Source organism: Microbacterium sp. VKM Ac-2923 (genome assembly GCF_022815605.1).
Taxonomy (GTDB): domain Bacteria; phylum Actinomycetota; class Actinomycetes; order Actinomycetales; family Microbacteriaceae; genus Microbacterium.
Genome location: NZ_JALGRP010000003.1, coordinates 1 through 25,803 on the forward strand (window position 1 = coordinate 1; position 25,803 = coordinate 25,803).

The following is a 25,803-nucleotide window of genomic DNA, read 5'->3' on the forward strand; positions in this document are numbered from 1 at the left end:
GAGTAGGACACCGCCGGACTTCTTCTAACGAAATGGCCACCCAAAGCTGGGTGGCCATTTCGCATTTACGGGCACATCTGCGAGAGCGCCGGTACGCCTCCCTCACGGGAGTGCGTGCCGGCGCTCAGCTGTCTCCGGCGACGGAACTAGTGTCGGGAGGGTGAGCGACTTCTCTGGGCACGTGCCGGGCAGCCGTGAGTACCGTCGTTTGCTGGCCGGGCTGTTCTTCGCGGGCGTGGCCACATTCGCGCAGCTCTATGCCACTCAGGCAATCCTGCCCGCGGTTGCCGCCGACGTGCCGACATCGCCGTCGGCGGCGGCGTTGACGGTGTCGGCGTCGACGCTGGGGTTGGCAACGGCGGTCATCCCTTGGTCGATCGTGGCCGATCGGATCGGACGCGTACCGGCGATGACGATCGGTCTGATCGCGGCGACCATCATCGCGGGCGCCACCCCGTTCGCCCCGGACCTCGGCATCCTGCTCGCTCTTCGCCTCCTCGAGGGCGTTGCGCTCGGAGCCGTGCCGGCCGTCGCGCTTGCGTATCTGAGCGAGGAGGTCGACGGGCGTTACGTCGCGGCGGCGGCGGGCTCGTACATCTCGGGCACGACCGTCGGTGGGTTGAGTGGACGGGTCGTGTCCGGATGGATCGCCGAAGGGGCCGGTTGGCGGTGGGGGGTGGCATCCGTCGCCGCGCTCTGCGTGGTCGCAGCGGTGATCTTCCTGTTGCTGATACCGGCTTCGCGTGGCTTCGTGCCGGGCAGGGCGAGGACGATGCGTGGCCTCTCCGTCCGTCGCCGGCTGTGGCTCAACCTGCGATCACGGGTGCAGCTTGCGCTCTACGCGCAAGGGTTTCTCCTCATGGGAGGCTTCGTGGCGGTCTACAACTACCTGGGATTCCACCTCTCGGAGCCGCCGTTCGCTCTCGCGCCGGCGGTGGTGACGATGCTGTTCCTCGTGTATCTGGCGGGTACCGTCTCGTCCCCTCGCGCGGGAGCTCTGGCTGTGCGTCATGGCCGGCTCCCCGTTCTGATCGCGTGCACAGTGGTCATGGCGACGGGCGCTGGTCTGATGTTCATCCCTGTGCTGCCGGCGGTGGTCGTGGGTCTAGTCGCGTTCACCGCGGGATTCTTCGGGGCGCATGCCGTCGCGTCCGGGTGGACGCCGGTCGCCGCCGATCCCCGAGCGCGCGCGCAGGCATCGTCGCTCTACTATCTCGGCTACTACGCCGGATCGAGTGTCTTCGGCTGGGCGTTGGGGCTCGTGTTCGGCTCTGTCGGCTGGGGGTGGTTCCTCGGTGTGATCCTCGCGATGTGCGCGGTGGCCGCGGCAATCGCTGTCTGGGCCTTGCGCTCCTCCAGGTCGCCCTCACCGTGACAGGAACTGTCCCTGCTTTCCGCCCTCGGGTCAATGCCTCGGTGCGTTGTCGTCGCGACCGACTAGCGTCGAACACGACGTGAGGGAGGTCGGGCGTGGATGATGCCGACGAGCGCAGCATGACAGACGACGACGTGGTGGGGATGGCTCCGAACGACGCGGAGGAATCCATCGAACCGGCGACCGAGATCAGCTACGACGAGCAGCGGTATCCGGCCCGGCCGCGACGTCTGCGTCCGCGGGACCAGTTCCGCGGGGGCACGTTGCGTCGGTTCCTGACGGATCCCCGTAACGCCAACGGGCTCAACCCGTCGTACGTCGAGTGGCTCGTGCGACAGTCGATGTTGAAAGACGCCGATGTGTTGAGCAGGCAGCTGTCGGGGCAACCGTCGATGTGGCGGAACCCGTACGCGCGTCCTGACGCCCGGCGGGCCATCGAGTCCACCGATGTGTGGTTCACGGCGTACCCTATTTCGCTCATCACCCGGCCGGGGGAATCGTTCCTCGATGCTCTGGGTGACGAGGCGCTGTGGGAGGCCTTCGAGTGGGTGGGCATCAACGGCATCCACACCGGTCCGGTCAAGCGGGCCGGCGGGATCACCGGATGGCAGGAGACGCCCAGCGTCGACGGCCACTTCGACCGCATCAGTACGCAGATCGACCCGGAGTTCGGCGACGAGAACGCGTTCCGTCGCGTGGCCGACATGGCGGAGTCCCACGGTGGCAGCGTGATCGACGACATCGTTCCCGGACATACGGGCAAAGGTGCGGACTTCCGCCTCGCCGAGATGGCCTACAAGGACTATCCGGGCATCTACCACATGGTCGAGATCCCCCGGGAGGACTGGGAGATGCTGCCGGAGGTGCCCGCGGGACGCGACTCGGTCAACCTCGACGCCGACACCGAACGCGAGCTCAGCGCACGCGGTTACATCATCGGCGAACTGCAGCGCGTCATCTTCTATACGCCTGGGGTGAAGGAGACGAACTGGAGCGTCACCGCTCCCGTCGTCGGGACCGACGGCCTCGAGCGTCGGTGGGTGTACTTGCACTACTTCAAGGAGGGCCAGCCCTCCATCAACTGGCTCGACCCCACCTTCGCGGGGATGCGGCTCGTGATCGGCGATGCCCTCCACTCGCTCGGCGATCTCGGGACGAGCGCTCTGCGCCTGGATGCCAACGGCTTCCTCGGTGTCGAGAAGAGCGCCGAGGGACTGCCCGCGTGGTCGGAGGGGCACCCCCTCTCGCACGCAGCGAACCACATCATCGCCGGCATGGTGCGTAAGGTGGGCGGCTTCACCTTCCAGGAGCTGAACCTGACGATGGAGGACATCCGCGACACCGGCGCCGTCGGCGCCGACCTGTCGTACGACTTCGTCACGCGCCCGGGCTACCACCACGCCCTGGCGACGGCGAACACCGAGTTCCTCCGGCTCGCCCTGAACACGGCCCTCGAGACGGGCCTCGAGCCCGCACAACTGGTGCACGGAATGCAGAACCACGACGAGCTCACGTATGAGCTCGTCCACTGGGCCACGACGCACCGCGAGACGGCGTACCCCTTCCGTCACGGCGAGCACACCGGCGGGGAGATCGCCGAGATGGTGCGCGCGGAGCTGACAGAGAAGCTCACGATCGACGCCGACTACAACCTCGTCTTCACTCAGAACGGCATCGCCTGCACCACGGCATCCCTCATCGCCGCGACGCAGGGGAAAGCGACCCTCGGCGACATCACCGACGCCGACGTGCCGGCCATCCGTGACGCGCACCTGTTGCTGGTCAAGTACAACTCGTGGCAGCCGGGGGTGTTCGCCCTGTCGGGGTGGGACCTCACGGGCTCGCTCACCCTGCCCGCCGAAGAGGTGCGGCACCTCATCTCCTCCGGCGACACGAGGTGGATCGAACGCGGAGCGCACGACCTGCTCGACGTGGCACCGGAGGCGTCGTCGTCGGTGTCCGGGATGCCGCGGGCCCGTTCGCTCTACGGATCGCTGGGCGACCAGCAGGCGGATCCGGACTCGTTCCTGTCGGGATTGCGCGGGGTGCTGGGCATCCGCAGCGATCATGGGATCGCCATCGCGTCGCAGGTCGACATCCCACAGGTAGGGCATCCGAGCATGCTCGTCATGGTGCACCGTCTCGACGGGGGAGACCGCCGCGCGGAAGACGCGCCGCTGCAGATCACCGTGCTGAACTTCTCGAACGAGACGATCGAGGGGACGGTCCGCTCCGAGTACCTCGTCCCGCAGAGCACGGCGGTGGATGCCGCGAGCGGCGATGTCGTCGGACGGGTGGACGAGCTGCAGAGCTTCTCGCTCGAACTCGGCCCGTACGCGGGACTGTTCCTGGTGCTGCAGGCTCCCGAAGCCGACGACTGAGCCGATGTCGGGGGTCGGGCATAGCGTGAACGCGTGCCCGCCCCCGTCTGCCTCGTCGTCGCCTGCGGGGGCGCCGTCGAGCCGGCCGCGCCGGTCGCTCTATGCGCGTGGCACGCGGCGGTGAGCGCGGAATGGACGACAGCGCACGACGGGGTGACCGACGTGCTTCCTGCACCGTGTCGCCTGTGCGGTTCGCGCCTCGGCGTGCGATGGCCGAGCGGCTGGTTGTGCGCCGTGTGCGAGTGGCGGCACGGTGACGTCGTCGACGACGAACTCCCGCCGCCCCGTGTCGACGTCGTGTACTACCTGAGGTTCGAGGACCGCATAAAGATCGGCACGACGGCGCGGCCACGGCAGCGTCTGGCCGCGATCTGGCACGAGGAACTCCTCGCCTTCGAACCCGGCGACCGATCGGTCGAGCGACGCCGTCACGCGCTTTTCGCCGCTGAGCGATACGGACGCACGGAGTGGTTCCGGCGATCCTGCGCCCTCGACCAGCACGTCGAGGCTCTGGCAGCCGGGGTCGACGACCCGTGGGACCTCTACGCCCGGTGGACGAGCGAAGCGCTCGCGCGTCGAGGATGAGTACCCGATCGTGTGCGGCGGCAAGCCCCCGTCGGCAGCGGCGGGTGCCGTCTACCGTGAATGCACATCACGCAGGAGGAGGCATCATGGGATTCCTGGATCGACTCTTCGGGTCCGGCGACGAACGGTCGCGGCCCGCACCCGTACCACCGGCTTCTCGAGGCGCAGCCAGTGACCTGCGCGATGCCGAGGGTCGTTATGCGCCGCCGTCGGCACAGGGCGGCGATCCGGTGGTGTCCGGGTCGGACGAAGACCGTCAGGCAGTCGAGCGCTACCGCTACCTCCTGCGCACAGCGCCCCCGGAGACGGTTGAGCAGGTGCATGCCGAGGCCTTCGGCAAGCTGACGCCTTCGCAGCGGCAACAGGTACTGCAAGACCTCTCCTCGGGACTGGCACCCTCGGAGCGTCCGGCGAACGACGACCCCGCCACCCTCGCGCGCGCCGCGACCCGGGCGGAGTACGCGCAGCCCGGCTTCATGGAGCGCACGTTCGGAGGGAGGTCGTTCTCGGCGGGCCCGGGGTTCGGATCGATGCTGGGAGCATCCATGCTCGGCACGATCGGCGGGTACGTGGTGGGATCCGCGCTGGTCGGGGCCATGTTCGAGCCGGGGTACGACGCGGGCTACGCGGACGGTGCGGCGGCGGACGGCGGTGCCGGTGACGCGGGCGCCGTCGACGCCGGAGGGGTCGACCCGGGCGCCGGAGCCGACTTCGGCGGTGATTTCGGGGGCGACTTCGACTTCTGAGGGCGCCGGCCCGACCGGAGAGAACCCGATCCCGTATGGGGACGGATGTGGCATCCTCGTCGAATGCCTCTTCTCGCGTTGACGGGCGGAATCGCCTCAGGCAAGTCCACCATCGCGGCCGTTCTCGCTGATCGTGGAGCGGTCGTCGTCGATGCCGACGCGATCGTCCGCGAGGTGCAGGCTCCCGGCTCGCCGGTGTTGGAGGCCATCGCCGCGGAGTTCGGTTCCGACGTTCTCCGCGCGGACGGCTCTCTGAATCGTCCCGCTCTCGGCGCGCGGGTGTTCGGTCACCCCGACCGGCTCGCGGCACTCAATGCGCTCGTGCATCCCGCCGTGCGCGCCGAGTCGCAGCGGCGGTTCGACGCGGCGGCTGCCGCGGACCCGGAGGCGGTGGTCGTCTACGACGTCCCCCTGCTCGCGGAAGCGCGGGGAGGCGACGCGTGGGACCTGGTCGTGGTCGCCCACGCGCCCGTGGAGGAACGCGTGCGGCGGCTCGTGGGGATCCGTGGGCTGAGCGAGGCGGACGCCCGCGCTCGTATCGGATCGCAGGCCGGCGACGCGGAGCGCTTGGCTCTCGCCGATGTGGTGATCGACACGACCACGACGCTGGATGCCACGAAGCGGCAGGTCGACGAGCTCTGGGATCGTGTGACCCGCGCGCGGTGACGACCTTCGCGGGCTCGCGCTCGCGCACGGCGAACGCAATCCGCCCCCGATGTCGGAGGCCCCGCCTACGCTGGAATCATGCAGGCAACACGTTCCGTCCGTCCTTTCGAGGTCATCAGCGAATACTCGCCGTCCGGCGATCAGCCGCAGGCGATCGCCGATCTCGCCGGGCGCATCAACGCAGGCGAGACCGATGTCGTCCTGCTGGGCGCGACGGGTACGGGAAAGTCGGCGACGACGGCGTGGCTGGTGGAGCAAGTGCAGCGCCCCACTCTGGTACTCGCGCACAACAAGACCCTCGCTGCACAGTTGGCGAATGAGTTCCGCGAACTCATGCCGAACAACGCCGTCGAGTACTTCGTGTCGTATTACGACTACTACCAGCCCGAGGCCTACGTGCCGCAGACGGACACGTTCATCGAGAAGGACTCCTCGATCAACGCGGAGGTCGAGCGCCTGCGCCACTCGACCACCAACTCGCTTCTCTCCCGCCGCGACGTGATCGTCGTCTCCACGGTGTCGTGCATCTACGGTCTCGGCGCGCCGGAGGAGTATCTGCGCGCGATGGTCGCTCTGCAGGTGGGGGAGCGGTACGACCGCGATGCGCTGATCCGCAAGTTCATCTCGATGCAGTACAACCGCAACGACGTCGATTTCTCGCGGGGCAACTTCCGGGTGCGCGGCGACACGATCGAGATCATTCCGGTGTACGAGGAGTACGCCATCCGCATCGAGATGTTCGGCGACGAGATCGAAGCGTTGTACACCCTGCATCCGCTGACCGGTGACGTCATCGAGAAGATGGATTCGGTGCCGATCTTCCCCGCTTCGCACTACGTCGCCGGTACCGAGACCGTCCAGCGCGCGATCGGCACCATCGAGCATGAGCTCGAGGAGCGTCTCAAGGAGTTCGAGTCGCAAGGCAAGCTCCTCGAGGCGCAGCGTCTGCGCATGCGCACGAGCTTCGACCTCGAGATGCTGCAGCAGCTCGGATTCTGCTCCGGCATCGAGAACTACTCGCGACACATGGACGGGCGTATGCCCGGCGACCCGCCGCATACGCTGCTCGACTTCTTCCCCGATGACTTCCTCCTGGTGATCGACGAGTCCCACGTGACCGTGCCGCAGATCGGCGCCATGTACGAGGGCGACGCGTCGCGCAAACGGACACTGGTCGAGCACGGATTCCGACTGCCGAGTGCCATGGACAACCGCCCCCTGCGGTGGGACGAGTTCAAGGAGCGCGTCGGTCAGGCCGTGTATCTGTCGGCGACGCCGGGCCGGTACGAGATGGGCATCGCCGATGGAGTGGTCGAGCAGATCATCCGTCCGACGGGTCTGGTCGATCCCGAGATCGTCGTCAAGCCGTCCAAGGGACAGATCGACGACCTGCTGGAGGAGATCCGCGTACGCGTCGAACGCGACGAGCGCGTCCTCGTCACCACGCTGACCAAGAAGATGGCAGAGGAGCTCACCGACTTCCTCGGCGAGCACGGGGTGCGCGTGCGGTACCTGCACTCCGACGTCGACACCCTGCGTCGCGTCGAGTTGCTGACGGAGCTGCGCGCCGGCGTGTACGACGTGCTCGTGGGTATCAACCTGCTCCGAGAAGGACTCGACCTCCCCGAGGTCTCACTCGTCGCGATTCTGGACGCCGACAAAGAGGGATTCCTGCGCAGTGGAACCTCCCTCATCCAGACCATCGGTCGCGCGGCGCGAAACGTGTCGGGCGAAGTGCACATGTACGCCGACCGGATCACGGATTCGATGCGGAAAGCGATCGACGAGACCGAACGCCGACGTGAAAAGCAGGTCGCCTACAACACGGAGCACGGGATCGATCCACAGCCGCTCCGTAAGAAGATCGCTGACATCACCGAGGTGCTGAACCGCGAAGCGACCGACACCCGGAAGCTCCTTGCACGCAACGAGAAGGCGGGCAAGGGCAAATCGCCGACGCCGTCGCTGCGCCGGACGGGGATCGCCGCCGAAGGTGCCGATCAGCTGGAATCGACGATCGCCGACTTGACGCAGCAGATGTTGGCAGCCGCGGGAGAACTGAAGTTCGAGCTCGCCGGTCGACTTCGCGACGAGGTGCAGGACATGAAAAAGGAGCTGCGAGCAATGGAGCGTGCCGGGCACGCCTGAGCCCGGCCATCCGTCATGGACCAACGTGTCACGCTCGTGACCCTGGGGGTGAGAGACCTCTCGCGGGCCATCTCCTTCTACGGAGCGCTGGGGTGGAAAGCTCACTCGTCGTCTGTCGATGGTGAGGTGACGTTCTTCGACGCGGGTGGTCTGGTGGTGGCCCTCTGGAGCCGCGACGCGCTCGCCGAGGACTCCCGCGTAGAGGACACAGGCGGATGGGGCGGCGTGACGCTGGCGCATAACGTCCGCGACTCCGGTCAGGTCGACACGGTCTTGGCCGAGGCGGCGGCGGCGGGGGCGACGGTCGTGCGCACGGGGGCGTCGACGCCGTGGGGCGGGTACTCCGGCGTCTTCGTCGACCCCGACGGTCATCCGTGGGAGGTCGCCGTCAACCCCGGTTGGCCGTTGGACGACCGGGGTCGTCCACAGCTGGGGTGAACGTGCTCCGTTAATCCCGGTTGGCCGTTGCGCGACCGGGGTCGTCCACGGGTGGGGTGAATGCGCTGCGTCAGGCCCGGCTGGCCGATGGACGACCGGAGTCGTCCACAGCTGGGGTGAACGCGCTCCGTCAACCCCGGCTGGCCGTTGCACGACCCGGGTCGTCTGTTCCTGAGATGAACGCACTCCGGCTCGCCGCCTAGTGAAGGAGGAGAGCCGGCGGGCGTCGCTCGAACGGCCGGTTCCCCGGCCGGGCCCGCACGGTGACGAACGAGATCGAGAGGCGTGCCTGCTACCGAGCCAGTCGGCGTCGGCGCCCTGCCGTCGTCTGGTCAGGGGCAGTGCAGGAGAGGCTTCGGTCCGGAGCGATCGACGCTGTGCTCGGTCATGGGGTGACCGCACAGAGGACAGGGTCGCCCCGCGCGCGCCGGCTCGGGAGTCGTCTCGTAGGGGCCGACCGAGGCGGGTCCGGCGATGCGGATCAGGCGGGTGTTGAGGTACTGGTACCAGCCGCCGGCCTCGCGCACGCGCGCGCGGAGCGGGGGGCGGTCGGCATCCCTTCGTGTCATGATTGTTAGTCTACTAACAATCATGTGGGGGAAGGTCATGCAGGATCCGCTGAAGCTGGAAAACCAGGTGTGCTTTGCGCTCGTCACCGCCTCGCGCAACATCGTCTCGATCTACCGACCCGTGCTCGAGCCTCTCGGCCTCACGCATCCGCAGTACCTGGTGATGCTGGCGCTATGGGAGCGATCGCCGCGATCGCTCGGCGCCCTCGCCGCCGAGCTCGCGATGGAATCGGCCACGCTGTCGCCGCTTGTCAAGCGGCTCGAAGCCCAGGGGCGCGTCGCCCGGGCCCGCCGCGCCGACGACGAGCGCGTCCTCGACATCGCGCTCACCGAGGAGGGGAGGTCACTCCGGGAAGCCGCCCTCGAGGTGCCCGGCAAGATCATGGCGCGGGTCGGTGTCGATCAGGCGGCGCTCGTCGCCCTCCGTGACAGCCTCGCGCCGTTCGCAGGCAACGCTAACTCGAGCAGGTGAGGTCGGGGAGGTCGCGGCCGCACTTTCGCACATCCGTGCGCTCGGGGCGAATCCGAGGCCGATGTCGGAGGCCCGACCTAGACTTAACACGTGCCGATCGTTCCCGTTTCCTCGCCCTCATCGTCCGCCCCCTCCGGTACCAGCGGAAAGCTGAGTGTGCGCGGTGCGCGCGTCCACAACCTCAAGAACGTCGACCTCGACATCCCCCGAGACTCTCTCGTCGTCTTCACGGGGCTGTCCGGTTCGGGTAAGTCCAGCCTCGCGTTCGACACGATCTTCGCCGAGGGGCAACGCCGCTACGTGGAGTCGTTGAGCGCCTACGCGCGCCAGTTCCTCGGGCAGGTCGATCGCCCCGATGTGGACTTCATCGAGGGGCTCAGTCCCGCGGTCTCGATCGACCAGAAGTCCACCAACCGCAACCCGCGCTCGACGGTCGGCACGATCACTGAGATCCACGACTACATGCGACTCCTGTGGGCGCGCGTCGGCGTGCCCCACTGCCCCGACTGCGGCGCGCGCATCCAACGGCAGACCATCCAGCAGGTCGCCGACCAGCTCATGGAGTTGCCGGAGCGAACGCGATACCAGATCGTCGCACCCGTCGTCACCCAGAAGAAGGGGGAGTTCGTCGACCTCTTCAAAGAGCTCAGCGCCAAGGGATACGCGCGCGCGGTCGTCGACGGTGAGCTGATCCAGCTTGCCGAGCCCCCCGCGCTGAAGAAGAGCTACAAACACGACATCGCCGTGGTGGTCGACCGACTCGTGGCATCCGGAGACAACCTCAGCCGCGTGACCGACTCGGTCGAGACGGCGATGGGTCTCGCCGGAGGCATCATGCAGGTGAACTTCGTCGACGAAGAGGGCGACGATGCGTGGCAGTCGTTCTCCGAGAAGCTTGCCTGCCCCAACGGCCACCCGCTGCAGCTCACCGAGATCGAACCGCGCACCTTCTCCTTCAACGCCCCTTTCGGCGCGTGCCCCGTCTGCTCGGGTCTCGGCACACGCATGTCCGTCGACGTCGATCTCATGCTGGGCGACGAAGAGCTGTCGATCCGCGACGGCGCGATCCTGCCCTGGACGACGCAGGGCAAGGGCCTCTTCCAGTACTACGAACGCCTGCTCGAGGGACTGGCGAGGGATCTCGACTTCTCGCTCGACACCCCGTGGAAGAAGCTCTCGCACGACGTGCAACAAGCGGTTCTCCGCGGCGAGAACTACAAGGTGACGGTCAAGTGGAAGAACCGGTACGGGCGCGAGATGCGCTACTCCTCCGGGTTCGAGGGCGTCGTCCCCTACATCGAACGTCAGTACTTGCAGGCGGAGTCCGACACGCAGCGACAGCGCTGGTCCGAGTACCTGCGTGAGGTCCCGTGCGCCGTCTGCGACGGTGACCGCCTCAAGCCCGAGGTGCTCGCCGTGCTCGTCGACAACACGTCGATCGCCGCGGCATCGCGCATGAGCCTCGCCGACGCCCGTGAGTTCTTCTCGGAACTCACCCTCACCGACCGCGAGGCGACCATCGCCGCGGCCGTGCTGCGCGAGATCCGCGCGCGGCTCGACTTCCTGCTGCAGGTGGGGCTGAACTACCTCAGCCTGGGGCGCGCGGCGGGCACGCTGTCGGGCGGCGAAGCGCAGCGGATCCGTTTGGCGACGCAGATCGGCTCCGGTCTGACGGGCGTGCTGTACGTGCTCGACGAACCGTCCATCGGGCTCCACCAGCGAGACAATCGTCGGCTCATCCAGACCCTCGAGACCCTGCGCGATCTGGGCAACACCCTCATCGTCGTCGAGCACGACGAGGAGACCATCCACGCCGCCGACTGGGTGGTCGACATCGGACCGCGCGCCGGCGTCGACGGCGGCAACGTCGTGCACTCCGGCCCCCTCGCCGGGCTGCTGACAGATGAGAACTCGCTCACGGGCGCCTACCTCTCCGGACGCCGAGCGATCGAGGCGCCCAAGAAGCGTCGCAAGATCGACAAGAAGCGTCAGGTGACGGTCGTCGGTGCGCGCGAGAACAACCTGCAGAACGTGACGGCGGATTTCCCCCTCGGCGTGCTGACGGCCGTTACGGGTGTGAGCGGGTCGGGCAAGTCGACGCTGGTCAACGGCATCCTGTACGAAGTGCTCGCCTCGAAGCTCAACGGGGCGCGTCGCGTTCCCGGCAAGCACACGCGAGTGACAGGTCTCGACAATCTCGACAAGGTCGTGCATGTCGATCAGGCGCCCATCGGCCGCACCCCGCGCTCTAACCCGGCCACGTACACCGGGGTGTTCGATCGTGTGCGCAGCCTCTTCAGCGAGACCCCCGAGGCGAAGGTGCGCGGCTACCAGGCGGGGCGCTTCAGTTTCAACGTCAAGGGCGGTCGTTGCGAGGCCTGCTCGGGAGACGGCACGCTGAAGATCGAGATGAACTTCCTGCCCGACGTCTACGTAGACTGCGAGGTCTGCCACGGCAAGCGTTACAACCGCGACACCCTGTCGGTGCATTACAAAGGCAAGAACATCGCGGAAGTGCTCGAGATGCCGATCGCCGAGGCCGCGGAGTTCTTCGAGCCCATCCAGGCGATCCACCGCTACCTCAAGACCCTCGTCGACGTCGGTCTGGGCTACGTGCGCCTCGGGCAGTCGGCGACGACCCTGTCGGGCGGCGAGGCGCAGCGCGTGAAACTCGCGACCGAGCTGCAGCGCCGGAGCAACGGCCGATCGATCTACGTGCTCGACGAGCCGACCACGGGCCTGCACTTCGAGGACGTCTCGCTGCTGCTGAAGGTGCTCAACGGCCTGGTCGACAAGGGCAACACCGTGATCGTCATCGAGCACAACCTCGACGTGATCAAGAGCAGCGACTGGGTCATCGACCTGGGCCCTGAGGGCGGCTCCGGCGGCGGCACGATCGTGGCGACCGGAACGCCGGAGCAGGTCGCGAAGGTCGAGGGGAGCTACACCGGTGCCTTCCTCGCGGAGCTGCTGGAGACCGGACGCACGGGGACGCAGCGCAACGCGGCCGCGCTCGACGCCGACGGCGCCGAGCGGGAGCTCGTGAGCGCGGCGGGCTGAGGCATGGCATCCCGAGAGCGGATGTCGCACCTGCCCTACCGCCCGAAGGCCGGCGAGATCCCCACCAACCCGGGTGTCTATCGGTTTCGCGATGCCGAGGGGCGCGTGCTGTACGTCGGCAAAGCCAAGAACCTGCGTGCGCGACTGTCGAACTACTTCGCCCCGCTGTACTCGCTGCACGAGCGCACGCGGCGCATGGTCACCACGGCGGCCAGCGTCGAGTGGACCGTCGTTCCCAGTGATGTCGACTCGCTGCAGCTGGAGTACATGTGGATCAAGGAGTTCGATCCGCCCTTCAACGTGCGCTACCGCGACGACAAGTCGTACCCCTTCATGGCGATCACCCTCGCCGACGAGGCCCCGCGCGTCATCGTCACCCGCAATCACAAGATCCGCGGGGCGAAGTACTTCGGGCCGTACCCCAAGGTGTGGGCGGTGCACGACACGATCGACCTGATGATCAAGGTGTTCCCGATCCGCACGTGCAGCGATTCTTCGTACAAGAAGGCGATGGCATCCGGGCGCCCGTGCTTCCCGGGGCAGATCGGCCGCTGCGGCGGACCGTGCTCGATGAAGGTCTCGGTCGACGAGCACCGCGCCATCGTCAGCGACTTCGTCGCGTTCATGTCCGGCGGCGATCAGCGCTTCGCGCGCGAACTCACCGCCCGCATGAAGGAGGCGTCGGCGGCGATGGACTACGAGTCGGCCGCCCACTACCGCGACCGGCTGCAGGCCATCGAGGCCGTGCTGGGCAAGAGCGCCCTCGTGCTGGCATCCGATACCGACGCCGATCTGTTCGGCATCGCCGAGGACGAGCTCGCCGCCACCGTGCAGCACTTCGTCGTGCGCGGCGGTCGCGTGCGCGGCGTGCGCGCGACGACGATCGAGAAGGAGATCGACATCTCCGGCGCCGAGCTCGTCGACCAGGTGCTGCAGCGCACCTACGGCGACGCGGATGCCTCGGACATCCCGCGCCAGGTGCTCGTGCCCGAGCTCCCCGACGACGCCGAACAGCTGGAGGCCTGGCTCCGCGAGCGTCGCGGGCGTCCGGTGACCCTGCAGGTCGCCCAACGCGGACGCAAGTCCGACCTGCTCAAGACCGCGACGCTCAACGCGCAGCAGGCGCTCATGCTGCACAAGACGCGGCGCACGAGCGACTACGTCTCACGCTCCCAGGCGCTGACCGACCTGCAGGAGGCCCTGGGCATGTCCGAGGCGCCGTTGCGCATCGAGTGCTTCGACGTGTCGCACCTGGCCGGCACCAACGTCGTGGCCTCGATGGTGGTGTTCGAGGACGGTCTGCCGCGCAAGGACCAGTACCGCTCCTTCGGCGTCGCCGAGACCACCGACGACACCGACTCGATGTACCAGGTGCTCACCCGGCGGCTGGCGTACCTCGACCGGCCGGAGGAGATCGAGCCCGAGACCGTCGGCGGCGCGATCGTGGCCGACCCCGACTCCGAGCTGGCCACCGCCGACGGCGACGTCGTCACGGCGCGCAAGCGCCCCCGCTTCGCCTATCGGCCGCAGCTCCTCGTCGTCGACGGCGGACAACCGCAGGTCGCCGCGGCCGCCCGCGCCCTCGCGGACGCGGGTCACGACGAGATCGCGCTGTGCGGCATCGCGAAACGCCTCGAGGAGGTCTGGCTGCCGGGGGAGGAGTACCCGGTCATCCTGCCGCGCACCTCGGAGTCCCTGTACCTGCTGCAGCGGCTGCGCGACGAGGCCCACCGCTTCGCGATCGTGCATCAGCGCAAACGTCGTAAGCGAGACATCACGAGCGTGCTGACGGAGGTCCCCGGACTCGGCGACACCCGTATCAAGGCGCTGTTGCGGCACTTCGGCTCGGTGTCCGCGCTGAAAGACGCCGGTCCCGAAGAGATCACCGCCCTCCCGGGTATCGGTCCGGCTCTCGCCGAGGCGATACACGCGCACCTGGCTCGGTAGGCTGGGATGACACGACGGGAGGCGGACGCCCATGGAGCCGGCACGCGACGAGCCAGGTGAAGTGCTGATCGTCACCGGTATGTCGGGGGCGGGCCGGTCGACCGTGGCCAACTCCCTCGAGGACCTCGACTGGTACGTCGTCGACAACCTCCCCCCGCAGATGCTGCGGCCCCTGCTCGAGCTCACCGAGCTGGCAGGTGGCGCCGTACCGCGCGTGGCCGTCGTGGTCGACGTTCGCGGGCGATCGCTGTTCGGCGACCTGCCCGAGGCGATGCGGACGCTTCAGGCGGGTCGGCAGGTGCGCATCGTCTTCCTGGATGCCAGCGACGCGGTCCTCGTGCGCCGGTTCGAGGCCGTGCGTCGCCCGCACCCCCTGCAGGAAGACGGCACGATCCTCGACGGCATCCGTCGCGAACGCGAGCGGCTCGCGCCCGTGCGAGAGGCGGCCGACGTGGTGATCGACACCTCGAGGCTGAACGTCCATCAGCTTTCCCTGCGCGCCGTGGCGCTGTTCGGCGAAGAGGGCGCCGCCCGCCACACCGTCACGCTCATGAGCTTCGGTTTCAAGTACGGACTGCCGCCCGATGTCGACCTCGTCGCCGACATGCGGTTCCTGCCGAACCCGTTCTGGAACGAAGATCTGCGCGCGCTCACCGGTGAAGACCCCGAGGTGCGGGAATACGTGCTCGCGCAGGAGGGGGCGTCGGAGTTCCTCGACGCGTACGCGACGGCGCTGCGCCCGGTCCTGGAGGGGTATCAGCGGGAGAACAAGCGGCACTCCGTCGTGGCGGTGGGCTGCACCGGGGGCAAGCACCGGTCGGTGGTGATGTCCCGCGAACTCGCTGCACGTCTGGCCGACGTTCCCGGGGTGGCCGTCCGCGTGGCTCATCGCGACCTCGGTCGCGAGTAGGCTGTACCGTCGTCCCCGCCGCCCCCCACCCGAGGAGAACCGTGCCGCTGACCGCCGACGTGAAGGCCGAACTCATCACCGTTCGCGACCCGCGCCCGACCGCGCGCGTCGCCGAACTCACGGCCCTCCTGCGCTTCTCCGGTGGTCTGCACTCCATCGCCAACCGCGTCGCCGTCGAGGCCGAGCTCGACTCCGACGTGCTCGCGCGTCGCGTCGCCCGCGACCTCATGGAGCTGTACGGTGTGCGTCCCGAACTCCACCACGTGCAGGGCTCCGGTGGCCGCACCGGCGGGCACTTCGCGGTGCGCGTGATCGAGGCGGGCGAGACCCTCGCCCGCCAGACGGGGCTGCTGGACCAGCGGCGTCGCCCGGTGCGCGGCCTCCCCAACAAGCTCACGACCGGATCGCGCCCCGATCTCAGCGCCATCTGGCGTGGCGCGTTCCTGGCCAGCGGATCGTTGAGCGACCCGGGCCGGTCCGCCGCGCTGGAGATCTCATGCCCGTCGTCCGAAGCCGCGATGGCGCTCGTCGGGGCCGGCCACCGCATCGGCATCCCGGCCAAAGCGCGCGAGGTGCGCGGCGTGCCGCGCGTCGTGGTGCGCGACGGTGAGGCGATCCGCGGCGCGCTCTATGAGATGGGTGCTCGCCGCACGGCCGGGGAGTGGGACCAGATGCGCCAGCGGCGCGAGGTGCGCGCCGGCGTCAACCGTCTCGTCAACTTCGACGACGCCAACCTGCGTCGCTCGGCCCAGGCCGCGGTGGCCGCGTGCGCGCGCGTGGAACGCGCTCTCGAGATCCTCGGAGACGAGGTTCCCGACCACCTGCAGCAGGCCGGCGAGCTGCGCCTCGCGCACCGCGACGCCAGCCTCGACGAGCTCGGGCACCACGCCGATCCTCCCCTCACGAAAGACGCGGTGGCCGGGCGCATCCGACGGCTGCTGGCGATGGCCGACAAGAAGGCCGAGTCCGAGGGCATCCCGGGCACCGAGGCCGCCGTGCCCGTGGGCGCCGAGGACTGAACTCCTCCCGGGCGCGCGGAGGACGGAACTCCTCCCGGGCGCGGAGGACGGAGCTCCTCCCGGGCGCCGAGGACTGAACTCCTCGCGGGGCCGAGGACGGAACTCCTCCCGGGCGCCCGAGGCCGCCGTCCCCGTCGGCGCCGAGCATGGAGCTTCTCCGGCATCCGGATCGGGGGCGACGCGCCCGGGCGGCGTACTCACCGTCATCCGGGGAAGCAACCCCGGTGCGCCCTGGTTGGGCCTCAGTAGGATGAACTCGTCACCCTCGCTGCTCGATCCCTCGGCACGTCCTCTCGGCGAAGAGGTCTCGGCGGCGCCCGATTCGGAAGTTGAGAACATGGCGAAGTACACGCTGCCCGAACTGCCCTACGACTACTCGGCGCTGGAGCCGCACATCAGCGCGACGATCATGGAGCTGCACCACAGCAAGCACCACCAGACCTACGTCAACGGCGCCAACACCACCCTCGACCTCCTCGCCGAAGCGCGCGAGAAGGGCGATTTCGCCAACATCAACCGCCTGCAGAAAGACCTCGCGTTCAACCTCGGCGGTCACACCAACCACTCGATCTTCTGGACGAACCTCTCGCCCAACGGCGGAGACAAGCCCACCGGCGACCTCGAGTCGGCCATCGACGACCAGTTCGGCTCGTTCGACGCCTTCCGTGCGCAGTTCACCGCCGCAGCCCTCGGCGTGCAGGGCTCGGGCTGGGCGGGTCTGTTTTGGGACTCGATCGGCGAGAACCTCCTGATCCAGCAGTTCTTCGACCAGCAGGGTCAGATCGTCGCGGGCACCGTGCCGATCCTGCTGCTCGACGTCTGGGAGCACGCGTACTACCTGGACTACAAGAACGTGCGCGCCGACTACGTGAAGGCGTTCTGGAACATCGCGAACTGGGCCGACGCCCAGGAGCGCTTCGCCGCCGCCCGAGAGAAGACCGCGGGTCTGCTGGTACTGTCGTAAGCGGTGCGGCGTCCCGGTGGGGCACCCCACCGGGACGCCGTTGTCCGCCAGCGAACACCGCAATCACGCGCCTATCGCGCACAACTGATTCAGGAGATATTCCGTGACCGTCAAGATCGGAATCAACGGCTTCGGCCGTATCGGACGCAACTACCTCCGCGCGGCTCTCGCGCAGGGTGCCGACCTCGAAATCGTGGCGGTGAACGACCTCACCGACAACAAGTCGCTGGCGCACCTCCTCAAGTACGACTCCGTCGGCGGCGTGCTGACCGAGGACGTCTCGTACACCGCAGACTCCATCACTGTCGGCGACAAGACCATCAAGGTCTTCGAAGAGCGCGACCCGGCCAACCTCCCCTGGGGCGAGCTCGGCGTCGACATCGTCATCGAGTCGACCGGTCGCTTCACCAAGGCCGAGGACGCCAAGAAGCACATCACGGGTGGGGCCAAGAAGGTCCTCATCTCGGCTCCCGCCACGGGCGACGACGCCACGATCGTCATGGGCGTCAACGAAGAGTCGTACAACCCCGAGACCGACGTCATCATCTCGAACGCGTCGTGCACCACGAACTGCCTGGCGCCCCTCGCCCAGGTGTTCAACGAGGCATTCGGCATCGAGCGCGGCTTCATGATGACCGCCCACGCCTACACGGCCGACCAGAACCTGCAGGACGGCCCGCACAGCGACCTTCGTCGCGCCCGGGGAGCGGCGATCAACATCGTCCCCGCCTCGACCGGTGCCGCCAAGGCCATCGGCCTGGTCCTGCCCGAGCTCAACGGCAAGCTGAGTGGCTCGTCGTACCGCGTTCCGGTTCCCACCGGCTCGATCGTCGACCTCACGATCGTCACCCCCACCGACGGCCTGACCGTCGACCAGGTCAACGAGGTCTACAAGAAGGCCGCTGCCGAGGGCCGCCTCAACGGTATCCTGCAGTACACCGAGGACCCGATCGTCTCGAGCGACATCCAGGGCAACCCGCACTCCTCGATCTTCGACGCGGAGCTGACCAACGTCAGCGGCAACCTCGTCAAGGTGTCGTCGTGGTACGACAACGAGTGGGGCTACTCCAATCGTCTCGTCGACCTGACCGAGTACGTCGCCGAGCGCCTGTAAACCTTCATGGCTCTGCGCACCCTCGAATCGCTGGGGTCGCTCGCCGGCACGCGCGTCATCGTCCGTTGTGATCTCAACGTTCCTCTCAAGGACGGGATCATCACGGACGATGGCCGCGTGCGCGCGTCGCTGCCGACCCTCAACGCACTGATCAACGCCGGCGCGCGTGTGGTCGTGTGCTCGCACCTGGGCCGCCCCGACGGGGCGCCCGACCCGAAGTATTCGCTCGAGCCGGTCGCGCAGCGCCTCTCCGAGCTGCTCGGCCAGCCGGTCGCGTTCGCGCGCGACACGGTGGGCGAGTCTGCTCAGGATGCCGTCGCCTCTCTCGAGAACGGTGAGGTCGCCGTCATCGAGAACCTCCGCTTCAATGCGGGGGAGACCTCGAAGGACGAGTCGGAGCGCCAGGCTTTCGCCCGAGAGCTCGCCGCTCTCGGCGACGCCCTCGTCTCCGACGGCTTCGGCGTCGTGCACCGCAAGCAGGCGAGCGTCTACGACCTCGCCCAGATCGTGCCCTCGGCCGCGGGCTTACTCATCCAGAAGGAGCTCGAGGTCCTCGACCGTCTCACCGAGAACCCCGAGCGCCCTTACACGGTCGTCCTCGGCGGTTCGAAGGTCAGCGACAAGCTCGGTGTGATCGAGCACCTGCTGCCCCGCGTCGACAAGCTCCTCGTGGGGGGCGGCATGATGTTCACCTTCCTCGTCGCGGAGGGCCACAAGGTCGGCTCGAGCCTGCTCGAGAAGGACCAGATCGACACCGTGAAGGGCTACCTCGCCACGGCGAAGGAGCGCGGCGTCGAGATCGTCCTCCCGGTGGACGCGGTCGTCGCAGCGTCGTTCTCGGCGGAAGCCGAGCACGTCATCGCGGATGCCGACGCCCTCGAGGACACCGACTTCGGTGCTTCGGGACTCGGCCTCGACATCGGACCCCGCACGGCGGACATCTTCGCCGACGCGATCCGCGCTTCACGCACGGTCTTCTGGAACGGCCCGATGGGCGTGTTCGAGATGGCGGCGTTCGAAGCCGGGACCAAGACCGTCGCGCAGGCGCTCACCGAGGTCGACGGCCTCAGTGTCGTCGGCGGCGGCGACTCCGCGGCGGCCGTGCGTCAGCTCGGCTTCGCGGATGACGCCTTCGGCCACATCTCCACGGGTGGCGGCGCGAGCCTGGAGTTCCTCGAAGGCAAGAAGCTCCCCGGACTGGAGGTCCTCGGATGGCACTGAACAGAACCCCTCTGATCGCCGGCAACTGGAAGATGAACCTCGATCACCTGCAGGCGGTCGCGTTCGTCCAGAAGTTGCACTGGACGTTGAAGGAAGCGAAGCACGAGAACGGCAGCGTCGAGGTGGCGGTGTTCCCGCCCTACACCGACCTGCGTACCGTGCAGACGCTGCTGGACGCGGACAAGATCTCGTTCGCCCTCGGCGGTCAGGACCTGTCGGCTCACGACTCGGGCGCGTACACCGGCGAGATCTCGGGCCAGTTCCTCGCGAAGCTCGATGCGACGTACGTCATCATCGGGCATTCCGAGCGCCGGCAGTTCCACCACGAGTCCGATGACGTCGTCGCGGCGAAGACCCAGGCGGCACTTCGTCACGGTCTCGTGCCCGTGATCTGCGTCGGCGAGACCTCGGAGGACCTCGAGAAGTTCGGCGCCAGCGCCGTTCCCGTGGGTCAGCTCGAGGTTGCGCTCGAGGGCGTGGCGGCGGATGCCGACATCGTCGTCGCCTACGAGCCCGTGTGGGCCATCGGTTCGGGTCAGGCGGCGACGCCCGACCAGGCGCAGGAGGTGTGTGCCAAGCTCCGTGCTGTCGTGGCAGACAAGCTCGGTGCCGACGCTGCCGCGCGCACCCGCGTGCTCTACGGCGGATCGGTCAAGTCGAACAACATCGCCGCGTTCATGCGAGAGCCCGATGTCGACGGCGCCCTGGTCGGTGGTGCGAGCCTCGTCGTCGACGAATTCGCCGCCATCATCCGCTTCCAGAAGCACGTCGGCGTCTGACGCCCCCGGATGCCCGCGGCGCCTCGCCGCGGGCATCCGTGCGTCTGGAGCGCCTCCCCCTATACTTGACGCTTGTGCGGTCGACCATGCCGCTCGCGAAAGGCTTTCGACAGTGCAGATTCTCGAGTTCGTCCTGCAGGTGCTGCTGGGTGTCACCAGCCTCCTGCTGACCCTGCTCATCCTGCTCCACAAGGGTCGCGGTGGCGGTCTGTCCGACATGTTCGGTGGCGGCATGAGTTCCGCCCTCGGGTCGTCCGGGCTCGCGGAGCGCAACCTCAACCGTTTCACGGTCGTCCTGGCTCTGGTGTGGTTCGTCACCATCGTCGGCCTCGGCCTGCTGACGAAGTTCGCGGAGCTCTGACATGGCGACCGGAGGCAACGCGATTCGCGGCTCCCGCGTCGGTGCGGGCCCCATGGGCGAGCAGGACCACGGGTTCCACGCCGACCGCGTGGCCGTGTCCTACTGGGACGCCCTCGGCAACGAGACGGTGCGCTACTTCGCCGCCGGAATCGCCGACGACGAGATCCCCGAGACCATCGATTCCCCGCACTCGGGACTCCCGGCCGGGCGCGACAAGGCGAACCCGCCGGCGCTGTCGAAGGCCGAGCCCTACAAGACGCACCTGGCGTATGTGAAGGAGCGTCGGAGCGACGAAGAAGCTGCTTCCCTCCTCGACGACGCCTTGCAGCAACTCCGCGAGCGACGCGGTCAGTGACCATCGAAGGGCGGGATGCCATGGCATCCGGCCCTTCGTCGTTTCCCGCTCCGTTCGGGGTCCGGATGACGGTACCTGGCCGGGGGAGGGGTGGCGTCCCGAGTCATCGGACCGGCGAGTCGGTCACGATTCGCGTCCATGGGCCGGGGGGTACGTCGTCGTCGTCGACGAACGCCCAGTCGACGCGGTCGTCGTCACCGTCGAGCTCGGTGAAGGCGAGGCAGCCGTTCAGCGCGGGCGACACGTCAAGACCCGCGCCGTTGTACCGCGTGTTCGCGGGGCGCCGATCGTCCTCGCCGAACACGTACGCGGCGTCGCGGTATTCCCCGGGACCCGCGTCCTGTATCTGCCCGTAGCAGAGGCGGCCGTCGCGGTGCAGCACGACCCAGCGGTTCTTCATCAGGCTCACCGCCGGATCGTCGACCGCTCCCGCCAGAGCGGGGTCGTCTGCCCAGGGCACGACGCCTCCGCGTGTGGCGAAGCCCTCCCTGTCGTTGACGTCGTCGAACGGAAGGTCCAGATAGAACGGATTCTGCCGCGGGGTCATCGCGGTGGGGAAGAAGTCGTGGTCGGCGGTGCGCGCTTCGGTGCGGCACCCTCCGCCGGTGTCGACACCGTCGCATCCGCCGTACGATTCCAGCCACGCGGAATCGTAGGTCGAGATGCGCTGACTCCCGTCGGGGGCGTCCGGATCGAAGACCTCGCCGACCCAGAACGTCGTGGCCACGATGTCGGTGTGCCAGGGATACCCGGTATCCGGGCGGACAGGCGTCTCCGGGGTGCACGCGCACAGACCGAGGGCGGCGACCACCCCGAGGGTGACCGCCGCCCCGAATGCGACCCGCCGCGTCATCCGGAGACAGTGCTCTCGGTGGGGCGGACGAGCTCGACCGGTCCCTGGGGCGGCGCGGCCGAGGCCGTGGCGGTCGGCCCCGCGGCGGCGCCCGCGGAGGGGATGGGCGGAGCGCCCGCGCTGTCGTACAGCTGCAGATCGTCGGTGCGCAGGCTCCCGTCGGCGAAGATCGTCAGGGCGAAGCTGATGCCGTCGTATCCCGCCGGGATCGGCGGAGTCGTCCAGTCCGCCAGCGTCCACTCGGCCGCGGAGGCGAACCAGGGGCTCGACGTCCAGTACGACCAGGCGCCCGAGGTGGAGCGCAGGTATACCGCGAACTGGGTGACGCCGGAGGAGACGTACCACTCGCGCAACGCGTACGTCCTGCCGGCCGTCACCGTCGGCGCGCACTGACCCAGGTCGAACTGCGGGAGCAACTTGGCATCCCCGTCGACATAGGACGACATCGTGATGAGGCTCGAGACAGCGCCGCTGTGCGCGGGCGAACCGGTGCCGAACGCAGGGGAGTTGCTCCCGTAGCCGCCCCGCATCCAGCAGTCGGGAGCCCCGACCTCCAAGCTCGAATTGACGACGCCGTTCGTCGACCCGGTGGGAGCGGGAACGGCGGGGCCGGCGACGAGCGGTTTGGCAGCGCCCCCGATCACGTCGCCGACCGTGCGCACCACCGTCCCGGCGCCCTGGCGGGTCTTGAGCCACTCGAGGAAGCGCGTCAGAACCGTCGGGGTGACGGCCAAGTCGCTGCACGCATCGGCGCACACGTCGTGGAACGTGTACGGCACCCATCCGCCGCCGTTGCGCTCGGCATTCGTGACACCGGCGATGAGATCGTCGAGGGTCCAGGTGGCATCCACCTGATCGAGGGCCTTCAACGCGTAGCGGTCGGCGGGACGCGTGGACTCGGCGTAAGAGCACTCCGGGCACCCGAAGCGACTGGGGATGTCGCCGAGCAGCCGCGCGCTGCTGTACCCGCATGCCGCGGCGGCCCGCTCGACTTCGGGCGTGCTGGAGGCGAAGGGATAGGCGAAGCTGCGGACGGTGAACCCCCACGACGTGAGGTTTCGACGGTCGGTGCAGATCTGCCGCTTGGCCTCGTCGATGCCCACCTGAGCGAGATCGGGGTGGTTCACGGTGTGCCCGCCGATCTCGTGGCCGGCATTCTTCAGACTCGTCAGATCGGCGCGCGTCATGTGGCCCGCCGCCCCGATGAAGCCCGACGGGACGTAGAACGTCGCCTTCATCCCGTTCGCGCGGAGCGTGGGAAGCGCCTGCAGCTGGTTGGCGTTCGCATCGTCGAAGGTCAGGCTCACGATGGTGCGGGTCGCCGCCGCGGCGGGCGGGGCGGGTGCCACGGCCATCACGCCTCCGGCCCCCACCGCCAGCGCGGCGACGACGGCGACGGTGCGACGCAGGGTCGACGCGGCCGAGCGATCGACGAGGACGCCGGCGATCACAGCGCGCCCCGGAACGAGTCCGCGCCCGCGAGCGGCATGGCGTCCGACCCCAGTCGCTCGCGCGAGAGCAGGTCGGCGGCGACGCGCATGATCGTCGAGGTCAGCGACGTGCGCGGTTCGTAGCCGACGAGGTCGTGCGCCTTGGTGTTGTCGGGCACCCGGCGGCGCATGTCCTCGAAGCCGGGCGCGTACGCCTGGTCGTAAGGGATGAGCTCGACGACACTGCGGCTGTCGAGCGTGCGGATGATCTCGTGGGCGAGGTCGAGAATGGAGATCTCGCGGGCACCCCCGAGGTTGTACGCCTGGCCACGTGCCCGCGGGTCGCGTTCGATGCGGACCATCGCCGGCACCACGTCCTCGACGGCGGAGAAGCAGCGCGTCTGCAGCCCGTCGCCGAACACGGTCAAAGGCTGCCCGCGCAGCGCCTGCCCGACGAGGTTCGGCAGCACCATGCCGTAGCGGCCGGTCTGGCGCGGCCCGACCGTGTTGAACAGCCGCACGATCGACACGTCGAGGCCCTCCTGGTCGCAGTAGGCCTTCGCGAACGCCTCGTCGATGCCCTTCGCCCCGGCGTACGTCCAGCGTGACAGCAGCGGGTCGCCGAGCACCCGGTCGGCATCCTCGCGCAGGCGATCGGCCGTGTTCTTGCCGTACACCTCGCTCGTCGAGACGAGCAGCACGGACGCCTGCCGCTCGATCGCGGCGGTGAGGACGTTCTCGGTTCCGTGGATGTTGATGCGCAGGCCCCGCAGCGGTTGCTCGACGATGAGCTTCACCCCGACGGCCGCCGCCAGATGGAACACCCGATCGCACGACTGCATCGCCTCTCCCACCGTCAGGGGGTTGAGGATGGATCCGTGCACCATCGTGACCCGCGGGTGGTCGGCGACGCCGGCCAGGTTACGTGCGGATCCGGTGGAGAGGTCGTCGAGGACGACGACCTCGTCGCCGAGACCGAGCAGGTGCTCGACGAGGTGACTGCCGACGAAACCTGCACCCCCGGTGACCAGGGATCTTCTCGCCCCGTGTCCGGGGTAGACCGACACCGTCACAGCAGCACCCGCCCCGCGATGTCCGCGCTGCGGTAGGTACCGTCGACGACGAGGGTGTCGGCATTCAACCAGGTGAGATCGCAGTCGTGGTGGCGGGTGTGAACGAGCACCAGATCGGGACGGAAGGCGGCGGGATCGACCAGGGAATCCCGTTCACGACCGGAGCCGAGGAACACGTGCGGGGCGTGCGTGTCGACGTACTGCACTTCGGCGTCGAGGTCGATGAGCAGGTCGATGATCTCCAGCGCGGGGGACTCCCGCAGGTCGGCGACGTCGGGCTTGTAGGTCACGCCGACGATCAGGATCCGGGCGCCGCGCGTGCCCTTGCCCGCCCGCCCGAGGACGTCGCGGATGCGCTCGACGACGCGCCGGGGGCGCGCGGCGATGCGCGTCATCGCCTCGGTGATGACGCCGGCATCCACGTGCAGTGCCTTCAGCTGCCACAGCAGGTAGTGGGGATCGCACGGGATGCAGTGACCTCCGACGCCCGGCCCGGGGTAGAAGGCCATGAATCCGTAAGGCTTCGTGCTCGCGGCCTCGATCACCTCGGTGACGGGGACGTCGAGGGCGCCGCAGATGTCGGCGAACTCGTTGGCCAGAGCGATGTTGACCGCGCGGAAGGTGTTCTCGAGCAGCTTCGTCATTTCGGCGGTCGCCAGGCTCGACACGCGGTGCACCCGTGCGGCGTACCGGCCGAGGAGGAGCGCGCCCTCCTCCTCGCACTGCGGGGTGGCCCCACCCACGACGCGCGGGACGACCTCCTGGGCGAAGCCGACGTTGCCCGGGTCGATCCGCTCGGCGCTAAAGGTCACGAAGACGTCGCGACCGATCTGCATCCCCCGTTCGCGCAGGGGCTGCTCCACGAGGTCGTGAGTGCATCCGACGTAGGTCGTGGAGGTGAGCATGATCAGCTGGCCCGGGCGCGCGGCGGCGACGACGGTGGCGCACGCCGCGCGGAGCGGGACGAGATCGGGCACCTGCCGGTCGTCGACGGGGGTAGGGACGCACACGACGACGGCGGCAGCGCGGGAGAGCTCCGAGACGTCACCGGTCAACCGGAATGCCGCGGGCGCGCGCAGGGCGGCGTCGAGCCGCTCCCGGTCGGAATCGATGAGATCGGCGCCTCGAGCCGCGATCGTCCGGAGTCGACGAGACGACACGTCCAAAGCGATCACCCTCGAACCGCTCGCGTGATAGGCGAGGGCTGTCGGCAGGCCGACATATCCGAGGCCGACGATGGCGACATCGAAGTCGAACGGGGCGTCACCGGACCTCGGTGGGAGCGGGGCGTCGAACAGGTCCGCCCGGACATCGAGTGTGGACATCATCATCCTCCT

General features: G+C 68.4%; 23 protein-coding genes. 18 read left to right on the top strand and 5 right to left on the bottom strand.

Translation table 11 applies throughout. The annotated features are described in order from the left end of the window. Positions 1–160: 160 nt before the first annotated feature. The 7 genes from MT347_RS05905 to MT347_RS05935 all read left to right on the top strand — a co-directional run bounded on the left by MT347_RS05905 (position 161) and on the right by MT347_RS05935 (position 8,339). A complete protein-coding gene (locus MT347_RS05905; protein ID WP_243499090.1) occupies positions 161–1,375 on the top strand; it encodes an MFS transporter in 1,215 nt (404 codons plus the stop codon). A gap of 143 nt (positions 1,376–1,518) precedes the next feature. After that, positions 1,519–3,756 carry a maltose alpha-D-glucosyltransferase gene (gene treS / locus MT347_RS05910; RefSeq protein ID WP_243499755.1) on the top strand — a complete coding sequence of 746 codons (2,238 nt, stop codon included), beginning with the start codon at positions 1,519–1,521 and terminating at the stop codon, positions 3,754–3,756. Positions 3,757–3,789: 33 nt separating this feature from the next. Next, positions 3,790–4,341, top strand: a complete 552-nt coding sequence (locus MT347_RS05915; RefSeq protein WP_243499092.1) for a GIY-YIG nuclease family protein — start codon at positions 3,790–3,792, stop codon at positions 4,339–4,341. Positions 4,342–4,427: 86 nt separating this feature from the next. Then, complete coding sequence (locus tag MT347_RS05920; protein WP_243499094.1) at positions 4,428–5,087, top strand: hypothetical protein; 660 nt, start codon at positions 4,428–4,430, stop codon at positions 5,085–5,087. A gap of 63 nt (positions 5,088–5,150) precedes the next feature. Then, positions 5,151–5,753 carry a dephospho-CoA kinase gene (coaE, locus tag MT347_RS05925; protein WP_243499096.1) on the top strand — a complete coding sequence of 201 codons (603 nt, stop codon included), beginning with the start codon at positions 5,151–5,153 and terminating at the stop codon, positions 5,751–5,753. Between the two features lie 78 nt (positions 5,754–5,831). Next, a complete protein-coding gene (gene uvrB / locus MT347_RS05930) occupies positions 5,832–7,901 on the top strand; it encodes an excinuclease ABC subunit UvrB (RefSeq protein WP_243499098.1) in 2,070 nt (689 codons plus the stop codon). A gap of 15 nt (positions 7,902–7,916) precedes the next feature. Continuing rightward, positions 7,917–8,339 carry a VOC family protein gene (locus MT347_RS05935; RefSeq protein WP_243499100.1) on the top strand — a complete coding sequence of 141 codons (423 nt, stop codon included), beginning with the start codon at positions 7,917–7,919 and terminating at the stop codon, positions 8,337–8,339. Between the two features lie 332 nt (positions 8,340–8,671). Here the strand turns inward: MT347_RS05935 and MT347_RS05940 are convergent, their stop codons facing one another. Beyond that, positions 8,672–8,908: a hypothetical protein gene (locus MT347_RS05940; protein ID WP_243499102.1), complete on the bottom strand. Its 237-nt coding sequence runs from the start codon at positions 8,906–8,908 to the stop codon at positions 8,672–8,674. Positions 8,909–8,945: 37 nt separating this feature from the next. On the opposite strand from MT347_RS05940, the gene MT347_RS05945 reads away from it, so the two are divergent. The 11 genes from MT347_RS05945 (at position 8,946) to MT347_RS05995 (ending at position 21,110) form a co-directional block, all read left to right on the top strand. Further along, positions 8,946–9,380 (top strand): MarR family winged helix-turn-helix transcriptional regulator, encoded by a 435-nt coding sequence (locus tag MT347_RS05945; protein ID WP_243499104.1) that lies wholly within the window; start codon positions 8,946–8,948, stop codon positions 9,378–9,380. Between the two features lie 90 nt (positions 9,381–9,470). Continuing rightward, complete coding sequence (gene uvrA, locus MT347_RS05950) at positions 9,471–12,440, top strand: excinuclease ABC subunit UvrA (protein WP_243499106.1); 2,970 nt, start codon at positions 9,471–9,473, stop codon at positions 12,438–12,440. Between the two features lie 3 nt (positions 12,441–12,443). After that, on the top strand, positions 12,444–14,387 hold the full coding sequence (uvrC, locus tag MT347_RS05955) for an excinuclease ABC subunit UvrC (RefSeq protein WP_243499108.1): 1,944 nt from the start codon (positions 12,444–12,446) through the stop codon (positions 14,385–14,387). A gap of 31 nt (positions 14,388–14,418) precedes the next feature. Beyond that, the gene (rapZ, locus tag MT347_RS05960) at positions 14,419–15,297 is read left to right on the top strand and encodes an RNase adapter RapZ (protein WP_243499110.1); all 879 of its coding nucleotides are present in this window, start codon (positions 14,419–14,421) and stop codon (positions 15,295–15,297) included. A gap of 41 nt (positions 15,298–15,338) precedes the next feature. Continuing rightward, complete coding sequence (gene whiA, locus MT347_RS05965; protein WP_243499112.1) at positions 15,339–16,316, top strand: DNA-binding protein WhiA; 978 nt, start codon at positions 15,339–15,341, stop codon at positions 16,314–16,316. Between the two features lie 337 nt (positions 16,317–16,653). After that, positions 16,654–17,280: a superoxide dismutase gene (locus MT347_RS05970; protein WP_243499757.1), complete on the top strand. Its 627-nt coding sequence runs from the start codon at positions 16,654–16,656 to the stop codon at positions 17,278–17,280. 103 nt (positions 17,281–17,383) lie between these two features. After that, positions 17,384–18,394: a type I glyceraldehyde-3-phosphate dehydrogenase gene (gap, locus tag MT347_RS05975; protein WP_243499114.1), complete on the top strand. Its 1,011-nt coding sequence runs from the start codon at positions 17,384–17,386 to the stop codon at positions 18,392–18,394. A gap of 6 nt (positions 18,395–18,400) precedes the next feature. Beyond that, the gene (pgk, locus tag MT347_RS05980) at positions 18,401–19,615 is read left to right on the top strand and encodes a phosphoglycerate kinase (protein ID WP_243499116.1); all 1,215 of its coding nucleotides are present in this window, start codon (positions 18,401–18,403) and stop codon (positions 19,613–19,615) included. Then, on the top strand, positions 19,606–20,394 hold the full coding sequence (tpiA, locus tag MT347_RS05985) for a triose-phosphate isomerase (protein WP_243499118.1): 789 nt from the start codon (positions 19,606–19,608) through the stop codon (positions 20,392–20,394). Before pgk ends, tpiA begins: the two co-directional genes overlap by 10 nt. Before the next feature lie 112 nt (positions 20,395–20,506). Beyond that, the gene (gene secG / locus MT347_RS05990; protein ID WP_243499120.1) at positions 20,507–20,755 is read left to right on the top strand and encodes a preprotein translocase subunit SecG; all 249 of its coding nucleotides are present in this window, start codon (positions 20,507–20,509) and stop codon (positions 20,753–20,755) included. A 1-nt stretch (position 20,756) separates the two neighbouring features. Continuing rightward, complete coding sequence (locus tag MT347_RS05995; RefSeq protein ID WP_243499122.1) at positions 20,757–21,110, top strand: RNA polymerase-binding protein RbpA; 354 nt, start codon at positions 20,757–20,759, stop codon at positions 21,108–21,110. Between the two features lie 103 nt (positions 21,111–21,213). On the opposite strand, the gene MT347_RS06000 is transcribed toward MT347_RS05995, so the two are convergent. From MT347_RS06000 to MT347_RS06015, 4 genes are read right to left on the bottom strand one after another with little or no spacing between them, the layout of a single operon-like run. Continuing rightward, on the bottom strand, positions 21,214–21,963 hold the full coding sequence (locus MT347_RS06000; protein WP_243499124.1) for a hypothetical protein: 750 nt from the start codon (positions 21,961–21,963) through the stop codon (positions 21,214–21,216). Then, positions 21,960–23,414: a polysaccharide deacetylase family protein gene (locus tag MT347_RS06005; RefSeq protein WP_243499126.1), complete on the bottom strand. Its 1,455-nt coding sequence runs from the start codon at positions 23,412–23,414 to the stop codon at positions 21,960–21,962. The genes MT347_RS06000 and MT347_RS06005 overlap by 4 nt, the downstream gene beginning before the upstream one ends. Next, positions 23,411–24,466, bottom strand: a complete 1,056-nt coding sequence (locus MT347_RS06010; RefSeq protein ID WP_243499128.1) for a GDP-mannose 4,6-dehydratase — start codon at positions 24,464–24,466, stop codon at positions 23,411–23,413. Before MT347_RS06010 ends, MT347_RS06005 begins: the two co-directional genes overlap by 4 nt. Beyond that, on the bottom strand, positions 24,463–25,791 hold the full coding sequence (locus MT347_RS06015) for a nucleotide sugar dehydrogenase (RefSeq protein ID WP_243499130.1): 1,329 nt from the start codon (positions 25,789–25,791) through the stop codon (positions 24,463–24,465). Before MT347_RS06015 ends, MT347_RS06010 begins: the two co-directional genes overlap by 4 nt. Between the last annotated feature and the right edge of the window lie 12 nt (positions 25,792–25,803).